The organism is Mucilaginibacter sp. P1_A3 (assembly GCF_056406855.1).
In genome coordinates this window covers 78,159-91,352 of the sequence record NZ_JBFTZJ010000003.1, presented here as the reverse complement: position 1 = coordinate 91,352, position 13,194 = coordinate 78,159, and the positions used below count along the sequence as shown (strand labels likewise).

At 42.6% G+C, this 13,194-nt stretch carries 13 protein-coding genes; 7 read left to right on the top strand and 6 right to left on the bottom strand.

All coding sequences use genetic code 11. The annotated features are described in order from the left end of the window. Positions 1–193: 193 nt before the first annotated feature. Positions 194–1,060 carry a universal stress protein gene (locus tag AC1D0K_RS07050; RefSeq protein ID WP_477390466.1) on the bottom strand — a complete coding sequence of 289 codons (867 nt, stop codon included), beginning with the start codon at positions 1,058–1,060 and terminating at the stop codon, positions 194–196. Between the two features lie 630 nt (positions 1,061–1,690). Here AC1D0K_RS07050 and AC1D0K_RS07045 point away from each other — a divergent pair. The 3 genes from AC1D0K_RS07045 to AC1D0K_RS07035 are packed head-to-tail and all read left to right on the top strand — an operon-like array spanning position 1,691 to position 4,713. Next, the gene (locus tag AC1D0K_RS07045; RefSeq protein ID WP_477390468.1) at positions 1,691–2,776 is read left to right on the top strand and encodes an efflux RND transporter periplasmic adaptor subunit; all 1,086 of its coding nucleotides are present in this window, start codon (positions 1,691–1,693) and stop codon (positions 2,774–2,776) included. Further along, positions 2,777–4,036 carry an ABC transporter permease gene (locus tag AC1D0K_RS07040; protein ID WP_295711438.1) on the top strand — a complete coding sequence of 420 codons (1,260 nt, stop codon included), beginning with the start codon at positions 2,777–2,779 and terminating at the stop codon, positions 4,034–4,036. It begins immediately after the preceding gene. Continuing rightward, positions 4,036–4,713: an ABC transporter ATP-binding protein gene (locus AC1D0K_RS07035; protein WP_295711437.1), complete on the top strand. Its 678-nt coding sequence runs from the start codon at positions 4,036–4,038 to the stop codon at positions 4,711–4,713. Before AC1D0K_RS07040 ends, AC1D0K_RS07035 begins: the two co-directional genes overlap by 1 nt. A gap of 104 nt (positions 4,714–4,817) precedes the next feature. Here the strand turns inward: AC1D0K_RS07035 and AC1D0K_RS07030 are convergent, their stop codons facing one another. Together AC1D0K_RS07030 and AC1D0K_RS07025 are read right to left on the bottom strand one after the other, a co-directional pair. Continuing rightward, on the bottom strand, positions 4,818–5,678 hold the full coding sequence (locus AC1D0K_RS07030) for a universal stress protein (RefSeq protein WP_477390472.1): 861 nt from the start codon (positions 5,676–5,678) through the stop codon (positions 4,818–4,820). 139 nt (positions 5,679–5,817) lie between these two features. Then, positions 5,818–6,255 (bottom strand): pyridoxamine 5'-phosphate oxidase family protein, encoded by a 438-nt coding sequence (locus AC1D0K_RS07025; protein ID WP_295711435.1) that lies wholly within the window; start codon positions 6,253–6,255, stop codon positions 5,818–5,820. Positions 6,256–6,463: 208 nt separating this feature from the next. Between AC1D0K_RS07025 and AC1D0K_RS07020 the strand changes: the two genes are divergently transcribed. The 4 genes from AC1D0K_RS07020 to AC1D0K_RS07005 all read left to right on the top strand — a co-directional run bounded on the left by AC1D0K_RS07020 (position 6,464) and on the right by AC1D0K_RS07005 (position 9,986). Further along, positions 6,464–7,573, top strand: coding sequence for a S1C family serine protease (locus tag AC1D0K_RS07020; RefSeq protein WP_477390475.1), 1,110 nt, complete (start codon positions 6,464–6,466; stop codon positions 7,571–7,573). Positions 7,574–7,865: 292 nt separating this feature from the next. Continuing rightward, entirely contained in the window at positions 7,866–8,534 is a 669-nt protein-coding gene (locus AC1D0K_RS07015) for a BON domain-containing protein (RefSeq protein ID WP_477390477.1), read from the top strand. Between the two features lie 21 nt (positions 8,535–8,555). Further along, a complete protein-coding gene (locus AC1D0K_RS07010) occupies positions 8,556–9,065 on the top strand; it encodes a hypothetical protein (RefSeq protein WP_477390479.1) in 510 nt (169 codons plus the stop codon). An 84-nt stretch (positions 9,066–9,149) separates the two neighbouring features. Further along, positions 9,150–9,986, top strand: coding sequence for a universal stress protein (locus AC1D0K_RS07005; RefSeq protein WP_477390481.1), 837 nt, complete (start codon positions 9,150–9,152; stop codon positions 9,984–9,986). Positions 9,987–10,240: 254 nt separating this feature from the next. On the opposite strand, the gene AC1D0K_RS07000 is transcribed toward AC1D0K_RS07005, so the two are convergent. The 3 genes from AC1D0K_RS07000 to ftsH are packed head-to-tail and all read right to left on the bottom strand — an operon-like array spanning position 10,241 to position 13,174. Further along, the gene (locus AC1D0K_RS07000) at positions 10,241–10,567 is read right to left on the bottom strand and encodes a carboxymuconolactone decarboxylase family protein (protein WP_477390483.1); all 327 of its coding nucleotides are present in this window, start codon (positions 10,565–10,567) and stop codon (positions 10,241–10,243) included. 34 nt (positions 10,568–10,601) lie between these two features. Beyond that, positions 10,602–11,222 carry a hypothetical protein gene (locus tag AC1D0K_RS06995; protein WP_477390485.1) on the bottom strand — a complete coding sequence of 207 codons (621 nt, stop codon included), beginning with the start codon at positions 11,220–11,222 and terminating at the stop codon, positions 10,602–10,604. After that, the gene (gene ftsH, locus AC1D0K_RS06990) at positions 11,222–13,174 is read right to left on the bottom strand and encodes an ATP-dependent zinc metalloprotease FtsH (RefSeq protein ID WP_477390487.1); all 1,953 of its coding nucleotides are present in this window, start codon (positions 13,172–13,174) and stop codon (positions 11,222–11,224) included. The genes AC1D0K_RS06995 and ftsH overlap by 1 nt, the downstream gene beginning before the upstream one ends. Positions 13,175–13,194 lie beyond the last annotated feature (20 nt).

The window sequence follows — 13,194 nt, the reverse complement described above, 5'->3', positions numbered from 1 at the left end:
TTGCTGCCGAATGGACTTAAGCGTAAAGGCTTTCGTTATGATAAGCCAGTGTCCCTTTCACAGGCAGGGTTTCTTAAAAATTAATCGGGCTCTTTACGTTAAATTCCTTTTGCAAAACTGAAAGTTGCAACCCAAAAAAAGCCGCAGAGAGTTAAGTTCTTCTGCGGCTTATGTGTGAATATATATCAATAGTTTATTTTACTTCCATACGTGACGGGATCACCATTACCGGTATTTGCTGGTGTTTTAATTGCTCACCGGTATGACTCCCTTTAAATATCCTGCTCAAAAAACTATGATGGTCATGCACTAATACAAGTAAATCAGATTCGTTCTCTTCACAATGACGATTCAGACGAGCAGGCAATTCCTTGCCGGATATATCTTGGTATGATAAATTAGGGTACCGATATCTTCTTACACGGTTGACAAATTTGCTTTTCATTTCCATTTCGCGTGAATCATCATGGCCCCAAAGGGATACATGCAAAATTTCCAGGTGAAAATCAAAAAGACGGCCGAGTTTGATGAGGTAATGTACCGCATTCAGATCACCTTCATCAAAGTCGCAGGCGATTGTAACTTTTTTTATTTTTTTAAGATCAGCGCTTTGAGGAATAATCAAAACCGGCCGGTTTGTTTGATTGATGACCGTGCTGGTGTCACTACCTATCAGCAAATGTTCCATGGTTGTGCCAGAGCGGGCGCCCATGATGATGAGTTCGATATCCTTTCTTTCCAACAAAAACTTCAATTGATACTGCAGGCTCCCTTCTTCCCGTTGACAATCGATACTTGGCTTGTGTTCCCCATGCTGAACTTTCGCGACAAGTTTCTCCAGGCTCTCTTTCAGATAGGTGATTTTCTCCTTGCTTTCATCCAGCCAGATCATCTGTTCTACTGCATAAGGCGTTCCGCCAAACTCGGATAGAACTGGCTGGCTGGCAAAAGTATTAAACAATAAAATATTCGCATGCAACTTCGCACACAGTGGAATAGCAGCGGCCGCGGCATGATCTGCATTATCTGAATAATCGGTTAGCACCAGTATCTTTTTCATGATCAATTTATTTAAACGTAAACCCTTTGCTATCCTCATTGCACGAGGAGATATGACAAATATGATCAATCGTATCCCGGCCGCCCATGACCGAAATCATCCCAAAATTTGATTTACCGCACATTTACGAATGCTGAGCGCGCAGATTTCAGGATCTTTTCCATGGCCTGAAGAAATACCGCCTTTTAATTTCCCTCCTTGGGCGAAAGACTTGTTTCCGCATAGCCATAGGTGATGGCACAACAGTCGAAGTAATATGTTCGTTATTACCGGCGAATGAGCTTGCCGCGGTCGGTTTATGGATATTAAAAGATGTGATAGGGCGTAATTTATATTGGATAACCCGGGCATGCCGGGTACCGGGTAAGTTAAAAAATGATCAGGATCAATTAAAATAATGATTTGTGCTACAAGCTTGAATCAAGTTAAAACCTAAATTTGTATTATTAAGCAGATTGAATTTATTCCTGTCCCGGTAATGCGCCCGGGAAGTCTTTCGGGCATCATAATTGCGCATTTTTACACCAAGATCAACTGATTTTATTTTTTAGCAGCAAAGAATAATTACGGACAGAGAAAGGCTTTAACATAATACAGTTCACCCTTGGTCTGAACTAAACTTACAGTCACATGAAGCTGATTAGCTATTATATTTCTATTGTATTTTTAATCAGTGCATGCTCAACTAAAAAAGATCATACCAGGGCTGTTATAAAAAATATCACCGTATCCTTATATGCTTCTGCAAATGTTAAAGCAACGGACCAGTACACCGTAACATCAACCGTGCCGGGTATCGTTAAACAAATCAATGTAAACCCTGGTGACCTGGTTAAAGCTGGAGAAATACTTTTTGTTCTGGAAAACCGGGAAGCCGTTTTAAATGCAGCTAATGCCCGTCAGGCTTTAGATTTTACAACCTCAAACAGTCGGGCCAGTTCTGAACGGCTCCAGGAAGCCATATACCAGGTTCAGGTAGCCAAAGAAAAATACCAACTCGACTCTGCCTTTTATTATCGTCAAAAAAATTTATGGGAGCAAAACATAGGCACTCGTTTAGATTTTGATCAGCGCCATTTGGCATTTACTACCTCAGCAATAAATTATGATGCCGCGAATAAAAGTTTGGCCCAATTGAAAAAACAACTGAAAAACGACCTGGAGTTATCTAAGATCAATTACAACATTTCCAAAAAGCGACAGACCGATTATTTAATTAAGAGTGAAATAGATGGTAAAGTATTCGATGTGATTAAAAATAAAGGCGAGCTGATTACCACACAAACCACTCTATGTGTTTTAGGGAAGCCTGATCAGTTTTATCTGGAGATGAATGTTGATGAGAAGGATATCATAAAGATTAACCTAAGCCAACGTGTTGAAATTACCATGAATAGCTATCAGGGACAATCATTCAGTGGCCGGGTCAGTAAAATTTATCCAATTATGGATGAGCGGTCACGTACATTTAAGGTTGAAGCCGTTTTTTTGAACCCTCCAGGGAAGCTCTATCCTAATTTAACGGCGGAGGTTAATATCATCGTCAGTGTGAAGAAAAATGCGATGCTTATCCCCAGAAACTACCTCGATAAAAACAATTGTGTGTGGTTAAAAGGCGATATTAAAAAGAAAGTGATCACAGGTGTACAGGATGAAAAGAATGTGGAAATACTGCATGGGCTTGATACACAGGAAACTATTTATAAACCTGATTAAATGAAAACAGGACTGCTCTTAAATATCGCCCTCGCCTTGTTAATGGCGCGCCTAAAGCAATCGGTTGTTGCTGCTGCCGGCGTTACCTTTGGCATTGCCATGTTTATAGCACTTATTAGTTTCATGACAGGTTTAAACAAAATGCTGGATAATCTGATTATAAACCGTACCCCGCATATCAGGTTATACAATGCTATTACACCATCCAAAACGCAACCTGTTAATCGGGCCGCCGACTTCGCCGGATTCAAAAATTTCATCCTATCAGTGAAACCAAAGGACGAAGGAAAGCAGCTTTATAATGCAAGCCGCATTATTAAAGCCATTAGGGAGGATGATCGGGTAATTGATGTTGCCCCTAAAATAAGTACAACCGTTTTCTTTAATAGCGGCACCATTCAATTGTCAGGTATAATTGATGGCGTCGACGTAGATCTTGAGCAGAAGCTTTTTCACTTAAATGATAACATCATTGAGGGAACTATTGCTGATTTAGCTGTGGTGAGTAACAGTATAATTATTGGAAAAGGGCTTGCTGATAAGCTTATTGTAAAAATAGGAGACGTGATACAGGTTACTACGCCTGATGCCGATATTGCTAAGCTTAAAATAGTAGGGATAGTACAGTTTGGAATAGCCGAAGTAGACGACGTGCAAAGTTTTACTTCCCTGCAAACCGCGCAAAAGTTGCAAGGTAAGCCGGCCAGCTATATTACCGATATACAGGTTAAATTAAAAAACATCGCGCTTGCCCCAGCACTGGCTAAGGAATATGCACGACTATTTGATGTTGATGCAACCGATGTGCAAACCGCCAATGCCCAATTTGAAACCGGCACCACCGTACGAAACACCATTGCCTATAGCGTAAGCGTCACCTTGCTGATTGTTGCCGGGTTTGGAATATATAATATATTGAATATGTTGATTTATGAAAAAATGGATGCAATAGCGATATTGAAAGCGACAGGATTCTCCGGCAAGGATGTCAAAGCGATATTTATTCAACTGTCGATGGTACTCGGCGTAGTTGGCGGCGTCATTGGCATTATATTAGGGTATTGTTTATCGCTTATCATAAGTCATATTCCGTTCCAGACTTCGGCATTGCCAACAATAAAAACCTATCCGGTAAATTTTGAAATTACCTACTATTTAATTGGCATAAGCTTCGCGCTTATCACCACTTATCTCGCCGGTCTGTTTCCGGCCCGTAAGGCGGCAAAAATTGATCCGGTGGTCATCATAAGGGGGAAATAATGGAAACACCGGTTTTACAGGCGATCGATATTAACAAGTATTTTTTAGACCCGGTGCGTTTTCGTGTGCTTACAGATATTAGCTTCTCTATCAGCCGTGGAAGTTTTGTTTCCATTACAGGCAAATCAGGATGCGGTAAATCAACATTGCTATATATCTTATCCACTATGGATACAGATTATGAAGGCGAATTGATATTGGACAATGAATCACTTCGTCAAAAAGATAATGCCGAACTCGCTGTCATTCGTAATCAAAAGATCGGGTTTGTATTTCAGTTTCATTACCTGATTGAAGAGTTCAATGTGCTCAAAAATGTGATGCTGCCGGCCATGAAACTGGGTAGATATTCTACCGAGGCAATAGAGCAAAAGGCAATGCAGCATTTAAAAACTTTAGGCATAGATGACCAGGCCCTAAAAAATGCCAGCCAGCTGAGCGGCGGCCAAAAACAGCGTGTAGCCATAGCACGGGCGATGATCAACGACCCGCTGATTATCATGGGCGATGAGCCCACCGGCAACCTGGATAAAAAGAACAGCGATATTGTTTTTGGCATTTTTAAAGACATTTGCCTGGAAAATAAACAGACCATTCTGGTTGTAACCCATGATCCGGATTTTGCTAAACGGGCCGACCGGATCATCGTGATGGAAGACGGGACAATTATTCCATAATATCCAAAATTTATAAATATTCAGCCAGTTTAATCCAATTTTAAACTTCCGTTACGGCCTTACCCGCAACATCCGGGAAGGCGGTAAACTAACGTTAATTTTATTTAGTTCATTTTAGAAGGAAATACCAGCAGGGGTGTTTTCTGTTTAGCTAAGGCTTTTTTGGTTTCACTATGAGCAAACAGCCGTACAAAAAAGGAACGCTGATGATGCAGCAAGGCTAATAGCACTGGTCCGGTTTCTGTACCTAAGTGGTTCAACCTGTTGATTACATCATTTCCCCCAATTTTATGATAGCTTAGCCCCTGGTACTTTAATTGCGCAACTTTTGCTTCGAAGGCAAGCGCCTGAGGACTTTGTTCCGCTTCTTTCTGATCAGGTTTGATTACATGGATAATCTCAAGCTGATAATGAAAAAGGTTGCCCAGTTTGATGAGGTAATGGATCGCTTTAAAATCCGCCTCATCAAAATCGGTTGCGAATATCACCTTTCGTATTTGCTTCAGATCTGTTTTTGCAGGAACGATAAGAACCGGTCGAGTGGCATGGTTCACTACAGCATTGGTATCATGGCCATATAGTGCATCATCGCGGTCATGCGATCGCGCTCCCATGACTATGAGTTCCACCTTGTTTTGAACCAATAATTCATCTACATCCATTCCCAGGTCGCAGTCGTTGAACTCAACAGAGATAACCGGCTTATGATCATCAGGCTCCAACTGGCTACTAAGGGATTCCAGGCCTTCCATCAATGATTCCAAACCCAGTTGGCTGCTTTTTTTTCGTTTCGTAAACTCGTCCACAATCCATCCGCCACCGCCATAGGATGGCATGGTTGCATAGTCGATATAGGTATTGAACAATAACAGGTCAGTATGTAACTTCCCGCTAAGTATTAAACCGGCTTCTGCAGCACAGGTCGCATTAGCTGAAAAATCGGTGAGCACAAGTATTTTTTTCACGACTGAGTCTTTTAAATTTCATTTCAAATATTCCCCTTTTTACTGATTAATAGCATGTTGTTTTTTATTTGCACAGCGGCAAACTTATGCTGCCGACTCTGTTTCCTGCATCAAAAGCAAACTGAACGGCTTTAATCTATTAACGTTCATACCGGCCGGTTTTCTTGCCCAGCTTAATTTTATAGATAATCAGTTCCACTTTACTGCCTATATCGCTATCCTTTTCCGTGATACCATGCGACGGATGGTCGGGCGCATTTTGAGATAGCGGCATGATCCGGTGAATGATAGCTTGCATAACCCGCTCCTTTTCATCCATGTCTGTTATTTCCTCAAACGTTCCCCAGGCAACCACACTTTTCCAACGGAATATGCTTTGTATATCATCCACCTCGAAACATACCTCGGGATTCTTTCGCATCATGTCAATTTTTTTTCCCTGAGCAGAGTGCGCGTAAATATCCGCACCATTATAAACATAGTTAATAGGAACAATATAGATGTTACCATCAGTACCGCAGGCAATCCGGCCGGTGACTTGTTCCTTTAACAGTCCCTCAATTTCCTCATTTGTCATTTCCCCTAACATTGTCTATTTTTTTTGATGGTTCTTAAAAACACAGCCTTAAATAAAAATGATAACAACTACGATGCAATATTCCCCAAAAAAGCTCTGGTGCGGAATGACCGTGGTCACATAAATAGGTGATGTGGAATATGGATTCACATGACTGCACTCATTGGTCCACGATTGCCGGTCAATTAGTTTTATAGAAATAAATTCCATGAAAAAGCTTACTTTATTTACCTTCTGTTTAGTACCCCTTTGGCTGCATGGCCAGGTTTCTACGACCGCGACGGATTTAAGTTATGCTGCTTCAAAGGCAATTCCCGCGGTGGTTCGTATTCAGGCTTTTGTGTCAGACAGTATTTTGAATATACATCCTCACCTGGTAACCTCCATGGGCATTAAATCAAATAAATCCGGTACTGGCATGCTCGCAGGCAGCGCCTCGGGAGTGCTGGTAAGTGCTGATGGCTATGTGATTACCAACAACCATGTATTGGCCGGGGCCGACAGCCTGATGGTCATTTTGCAAGATCGCAGAGCATACCGCGCGATGCTGACCGGGACGGATGACAGGGTAGATTTGGCGCTACTTAAAATTCCTGGTAATGCGCTCCCATTTCTGGAACTTGGCAACCCTGGTACGATACAGATCGGGGATCCGGTACTTGCTGTTGGCAATCCGCTTGATCTGACTTCTACGGTTACAGGGGGAATTTTGAGCGCCCGATTCAGAAACATGGACAGCCAGTCGGATGAATCCCTGGTAAACTCTTATCTGCAAACTGATGCCGCCAGCAATGAAGGCATGAGCGGAAGCGCTTTGGTGGATCGTAATGGTAAACTTATCGGTATCAATTCAGCGATCATTTCTCCTACCGGAACTTTTGCGGGGTATACCTTTGCAATCCCTGCCGGCATTGTCAGGAAAGCCTGGCATGACCTTGTTGCTTATGGAAGTGTTCATTATGCTTACCTCAATATTTTCTTTGTTGACATGGATGCCATACAGGCCAAACGGCTGCTGGCAAAAAGTGCAGCCGGCGTTTTAATTGAAAGTGTGCAACGGGGAGGTGCAGGCGAACAGGCGGGATTGCGGCGGGATGATATCATCATACAGCTGGATCAGCAACAAATAATTTCATCCCCCCAATTGCGCGAGTTGCTTGCGCAATATGCCCCGGGAAATCATGTAGTATTGACCATTGTACGCAAGGGTAAAGAAACGGATCTCGCAGTGATACTTTCGCCGCAAAACGGAGGTAGGTCCAGGGCTGCGGTGCGCAAACAACCAGCACGCTGGCCTGCTTTTCGCACGAAGCAATAACATTCACCTATGCTTTGCCATTCTATTTTACTAAAACCGTTAAGCTGCCGGTAGCATTTGGATTTAACGAAGGAGCCGGGCTATGCGGTTGACCAGCATATCTCGAAAAAAGGATTCCACTATCTATCGCCTTGAGTCTCGCGGGAGGCAGATTGGGGAACGATCCCTCCATTTAAATTGTGTTTCATATCAAAAACCCGCATGATGGCAATCATTGAAATAGCCACCAAAAGGGCTGTCCTTTGATATATGAAATGTATCTAATTTATAAATCATTTAAAAAATAAAACTTATGAAAACGGACATTCAAATCCAAAAAGACGTGATGGATGAACTGAAATGGCAGCCATTTTTAAATTCATCCGAAATTGGCGTTGCCGTAAAAAACGGGATTGTAACACTTTCAGGGATAGTTGATTCCTTCTCCAAAAAGTTAAGCGCCGAAAGAGCAACAAAAAAGGTATCCGGTGTAAAAGCCATCGCAGAAGACATTCAGATCGGGGTATCACCCGTTTACCGTAAAACAGATACGGAAATAGCCGAGGCGGTGTTTAACGCCCTTAAATGGCATTCAGCCGTACCAGAAGAAAAGGTTAAGATCAAGGTGGAAGACGGCATCGTTACCCTGGAAGGCGAACTTGAATGGGAATACCAGCGGATGAACGCCAGAACAGCCATCCAAAATCTTTCCGGAGTACGATCAGTAACTAACCTGATCACCATTAAACCAAACCTTAACCCATTTGAGTTGGAGCAGAAAATTACGGAGGCCTTCCGGAGAAACGCCACCATTGATGCCGGCAAGGTAAACGTTAGCACGAGCGGCAGCAAAGTAATACTTACCGGAAAGGTTCGCTCATTTGCCGAAAGTGAAGACGCGGAAGATGTAGCCTGGGCAGCGCCGGGTGTTTACCACGTGGAAAACAAACTGTCTATCGTTGAACCTGAATTTGTGTATTAACTTATTTATAAAAGTAAAACCATGAAAAAATCAAAATTAATATTCAGCCTGGTGATTGTGATAACCATATCTGCGATGCGGTCATTTGCCCAGATCATCCTACCCGAAGTAAATATAAAAGCTTCGATCTATAAGTATCTTAACGCTACCGATAACAAGGAAATGGCGCAGCCGGTCAGAATGCTGGAGTTCAAAGCGGCCACCTATGATGTAAAAAAATCAGAATTCTACAACGATGATTATGATGGATATTCTATATCCTTTTATATCCCGGACGGGAAAATTCTGGCTGCTTATGATAAAAATGGCAAACTACTGCGTACTGCCGAAAAATTCAAAAACACCAAACTACCTGCAGCGGTAAGGGATGCGGTTAGCAAGCGGTTCCCTAACTGGCATATTTCCGAGGATATCTACCAGGTTCATTACTATGACCAGAAGGAGTCTGCCGATAAAAGTTTTAAGCTCCTGCTGGAGAATGGCGACAAGCGCATGAAAGTAAAAATTAATGAAAAGGGAGAATTTATTTAAGCTTCCTGCAATTAACCTATTAACAAGAACCGGAAGCTTTTGTATAGTTCATTTTGCGGAAGCTTCTTTTTTTAAATAAACCACATGAAAAAGTTAATGATTGCTATTGAAGCAGAAAAACCGGATCAGCAAAGCATTGCATTCGGCTGTTACCTGGCCAAACTCACCCGTTCCGGGTTAACAGGCATTTTCCTGGAGAATCTCCCCGCCGAATCCGCGCCAGGTGTGAAGTTTGCATACGGGAGCGTTTTTGTGGAAACAATTAATTCCCTCGATCTGCCAGAAACGGATTTTAAACTGAAAGCCGGCTCAGAAAACATCCGGAAATTCAAAGCGTTTTGCGAAGAGCAGGGGGTAGCCTACCAGATTCACCGCGACCAAAGCGTGCCGGAGGAAGAATTAATAGCCGAAAGCCGCTATGCCGACGCCATTATTACCAGGCCGGGTTTATTTGCTTCCTCAGAGCTGGAGATACCTGCCGGATTGGTTAGGGAACTGCTGGCCAAATCAGAGTGCCCTGTCATTATCGCTCCCCACCATGCCGGACCGATTAATAAGATCCTATTCGCTTATGACGGAAACGCATCGTCAGTATTTGCGATCAAACAATTCACTTATTTATTTCCGGAACTAAGAAATTGTGAAATCACTGTACTGCAAGCGGATAAGGAGGCGGTATTTAGCGAAGCGCAGAAGGAAAAACTGTATGAATACCTGAAGGAGCATTACAGCCAGATAAACTTTAAAGACCTGCATGGAAAACCGAACGACGAACTGTTTGATTATATGCTGCGTGAGGCCAATGCGTGCCTGGTGATGGGGGCTTTTGGGCGAAACTGGCTATCCAGCCTATTCAAGGCCAGTACGGCTGAACTGCTTATCAAAATTAACAACCTGCCGATATTCATTACCCATCGGTAAAAAAAATGCCAATGAAGCACAAATGAAGGAAACAAGGGGTCAAGCTTACGCCATTAACGGGGCACTTTTATTAATGCCGCCAATATGGTTTATTGTACTGGTCTATAGGTACTGAATTTGCTTGAGCATGTAGTCAAGCGCACGCGATAAGCACCACTCCGCGCCTAACGGGTAACATGCCCATGAGGTGCTGTTCCCAACTTTAAAAAAGAAATGAAACTATAAATGGTCCTCCCGGATCCTATGAACTTTATTTAAGACTTCAGATCACCATTGTCGTAAATTGCTAAAGCCGCCGGCAAACAGCTGGCCACTCCGCTTAAGCCACATACGCTTATGGTAATTAATATAGTGTCTTTGATTTCATCACGGGTGGCACCGAGTTGTTTGGCCATTTGCACATGGTAACGTACTGCAGTAACATCACCCAGGGCTGTTTTAATACCGATATACAATAATTGCTTAGTTTTAGAGTCCAGTCCGCTTGTGCTTTTTAATGCCTCTATCAATTGGTTAAATGCTTTTGATACTTCAGGGGCTTCCTGTTCAAATACTTCCAGGGGGTTGTCGTTGCTGCTCATGATTTTTAGTTAATTGATTAACGGGTTATAAAATTTAGTGATCCAGGTTTTTCCGAAAAAAATTTGCCAGTAATAAAATCGACCCAGGCGCGGTGATTAGCCATGGTGCCCCAAGTAGCAGTACCCATGTAGAAAAATGCGGGTAAAAATAGGCAAAGCCAATAAAAGGTATCATCATGGCATTAGCTATTAAAAATCGCCTGAGCCATCTTTGTTCCCCATCTTTTTCAAACAGGAAAGCGGCAAATAAGGTAGACAGCCCCATACAAATATAACCTAGTGCATCAAGCGTCCAGAAAAAGGAGTGCGGTGTAACGGTGAGAATATTCTCTTTAGGGTCGAGCATCGATAAGGGTATGACAGTTGCCAGTTGGACGGTATACATTAGCACGACATAAATGGCATACATTAGTGCAAATAATAAGGCCGCGTGGCTCCAGAATTTCCGGTCCTCAGGCACGATATAGTGTAAGGCTAATATTGTCAACAAAAAAGGAAGCGCAATTGCCATTGAAAAACTATAGATCAGGATGGCATCCAAAGGATAGTGCACGCTACCTATTATTTGTAAAATCTGTACTACGCCATATCCTGCTGCAGCAATAAATGCCGCAAGCGCTGCATAAAAACCCAAAAGCGCAGTTTCCTTTTTCATTATAAAACGTTGAGGATCTTATCTTCTTTGGTACGATGGCCTAATATTTTTTCCAGGTCCTCCCTGTATATCACTTCATTTTTCAATAATGATTCAGCTACTTTTTCCAGTAAAATTTTATTTTCGGTCAATAGTGTTTTAGCGGTCAGATAGGCATCACCTACCAGCTTCCGAATTTCCTGATCTATCAGTTCGCCCGTAGCTTCACTAAAAGGTTCCTGAATAGATAAGTCGCGCTGGCTAGTTGAATCATAATAACTAACGTTACCCAACTTATCATTGAAACCATAATAAACCACCATAGCATAAGCTTCCTTGGTCACCTTTTCAAGGTCGTCAATTGCCCCGGAGGAAATTTCACCGAAAATGACTTCTTCGGCCGCCCTGCCTCCCAGTGTAGCACATAGATGCTCCCGGAATGCAGATTTGCTTCTTAACTGTTTTTCTTCTGGCAGGTACCAGGCAGCACCTAAAGATTTCCCTCGCGGAATAATGGATACCTTAACCAATGTATCAACCGTTTTTAATAGCCAGCTGGTTACGGCATGGCCAGCTTCATGATAGGCTATGATTCTTTTTTCTTCCGGAGAAATGATCTTACTTTTCTTTTCGAGCCCAGCAACGATCCTGTCAATTGCATCTGTAAAATCCGTTTTTTCTATTTTAGTTGCCTTTCTTCGCGCCGCTATCAAAGCGGCCTCATTGCAGATGTTTGCTATGTCTGCCCCGGAAAACCCCGGTGTTTGCGCGGTCAATAATTGAATATTAATTGCCTCATCAACCATTAAATTGCGCATGTGGACTTTAAAAATGGCCGCACGTTCACTCATATTAGGCAGTTCCAGGTAAATATGGCGATCGAATCTGCCCGGACGAACAAGCGCCGGGTCAAGCATATCTGCACGGTTGGTTGCAGCTAAGACGATAACGCCGGTATTGGTACCGAAGCCATCCATCTCGGTTAATAATTGATTTAAAGTGCTTTCCCTTTCATCATTGGCGCCTCCTAAAAAGGCGCCTTTTCCCCTTGATCGTCCAATAGCATCAATTTCATCTATAAAAATGATACACGGCGCTTTTTCCTTGGCCTGGCTAAAAAGATCACGTACCCTGGAAGCACCTACCCCCACGAACATCTCCACGAATGCAGCACCGGAAATAGAAAAGAAAGGCACCTGGGCTTCGCCTGCAACCGCTTTTGCCAGCAGGGTTTTGCCTGTTCCTGGTGGGCCCACCAAAATGATACCTTTTGGTATCTTGGCGCCCAGTTTAGTAAAGGACCCCGGCTTTTTCAAAAAGTCTACTATTTCCAGCACTTCTGTCTTTGCTTCATCCAACCCGGCAACGTCATTAAAATTGATATTACTGTTCTCCTTTTCAACCAAAATCGCCGTGGATTTCCCAAAGTTAAAAATAGAAGGCCCGCTGGTTCCCCCCATGCCGCCCTGTCTCCTGATGAAAAAGCCTGCTACTATGTAAATCAAGATAAAAGGGAGCACCCAGCTTAATATATTCCAGAACCAATTGCTCTGATAGGTATAACTAACCGGAACCTTTTCAGTCACAGAAAAGGTTTTTTCCGCCTCATCCATATTTCGCTCAAAGGATTCTACCGACCCAATCGTAAATACATAATGGGGCCCATTATTGATGCCGCTGCCAAATGAAGGTTTAAATACCTCTTTAAATGCGGTATCACCTGAAAATATTTTTTTGATATATACTTCTACCTTTTCTTTATTAACCACAACCAGTTTTTCGGTCGCTTTGCGGTTTAGTATCGTGGTTGAAAATTGCTGCCAGGTGATTTCTTTGGTGCCATAAGAATCCGTTAATATTGGCGATAAGATAAAATACAGTAACATAATCACATAAACCCATATCCAGCTGAAAGCGGGTTTAATTTTCTTTTTATCAGGTTTTCTGTATTTTAATTGCTGATCCGTCTTCATAGATTAAAGATGGGAAGCCC

What these genes read in the sequence shown, in the direction of transcription:
- AC1D0K_RS07035 (WP_295711437.1), top strand. Translation starts at nt 4,036, where the DNA reads ATGGAAACACCGGTTTTACAGGCGATCGATATTAACAAGTATTTTTTA.
- AC1D0K_RS07020 (WP_477390475.1), top strand. Translation starts at nt 6,464, where the DNA reads ATGAAAAAGCTTACTTTATTTACCTTCTGTTTAGTACCCCTTTGGCTG.
- AC1D0K_RS07050 (WP_477390466.1), bottom strand. Translation starts at nt 1,060, where the DNA reads ATGAAAAAGATACTGGTGCTAACCGATTATTCAGATAATGCAGATCAT.
- AC1D0K_RS07010 (WP_477390479.1), top strand. Translation starts at nt 8,556, where the DNA reads ATGAAAAAATCAAAATTAATATTCAGCCTGGTGATTGTGATAACCATA.
- AC1D0K_RS07045 (WP_477390468.1), top strand. Translation starts at nt 1,691, where the DNA reads ATGAAGCTGATTAGCTATTATATTTCTATTGTATTTTTAATCAGTGCA.
- AC1D0K_RS07005 (WP_477390481.1), top strand. Translation starts at nt 9,150, where the DNA reads ATGAAAAAGTTAATGATTGCTATTGAAGCAGAAAAACCGGATCAGCAA.
- AC1D0K_RS07025 (WP_295711435.1), bottom strand. Translation starts at nt 6,255, where the DNA reads ATGACAAATGAGGAAATTGAGGGACTGTTAAAGGAACAAGTCACCGGC.
- AC1D0K_RS07000 (WP_477390483.1), bottom strand. Translation starts at nt 10,567, where the DNA reads ATGAGCAGCAACGACAACCCCCTGGAAGTATTTGAACAGGAAGCCCCT.
- AC1D0K_RS07015 (WP_477390477.1), top strand. Translation starts at nt 7,866, where the DNA reads ATGAAAACGGACATTCAAATCCAAAAAGACGTGATGGATGAACTGAAA.
- AC1D0K_RS07040 (WP_295711438.1), top strand. Translation starts at nt 2,777, where the DNA reads ATGAAAACAGGACTGCTCTTAAATATCGCCCTCGCCTTGTTAATGGCG.
- ftsH (WP_477390487.1), bottom strand. Translation starts at nt 13,174, where the DNA reads ATGAAGACGGATCAGCAATTAAAATACAGAAAACCTGATAAAAAGAAA.
- AC1D0K_RS06995 (WP_477390485.1), bottom strand. Translation starts at nt 11,222, where the DNA reads ATGAAAAAGGAAACTGCGCTTTTGGGTTTTTATGCAGCGCTTGCGGCA.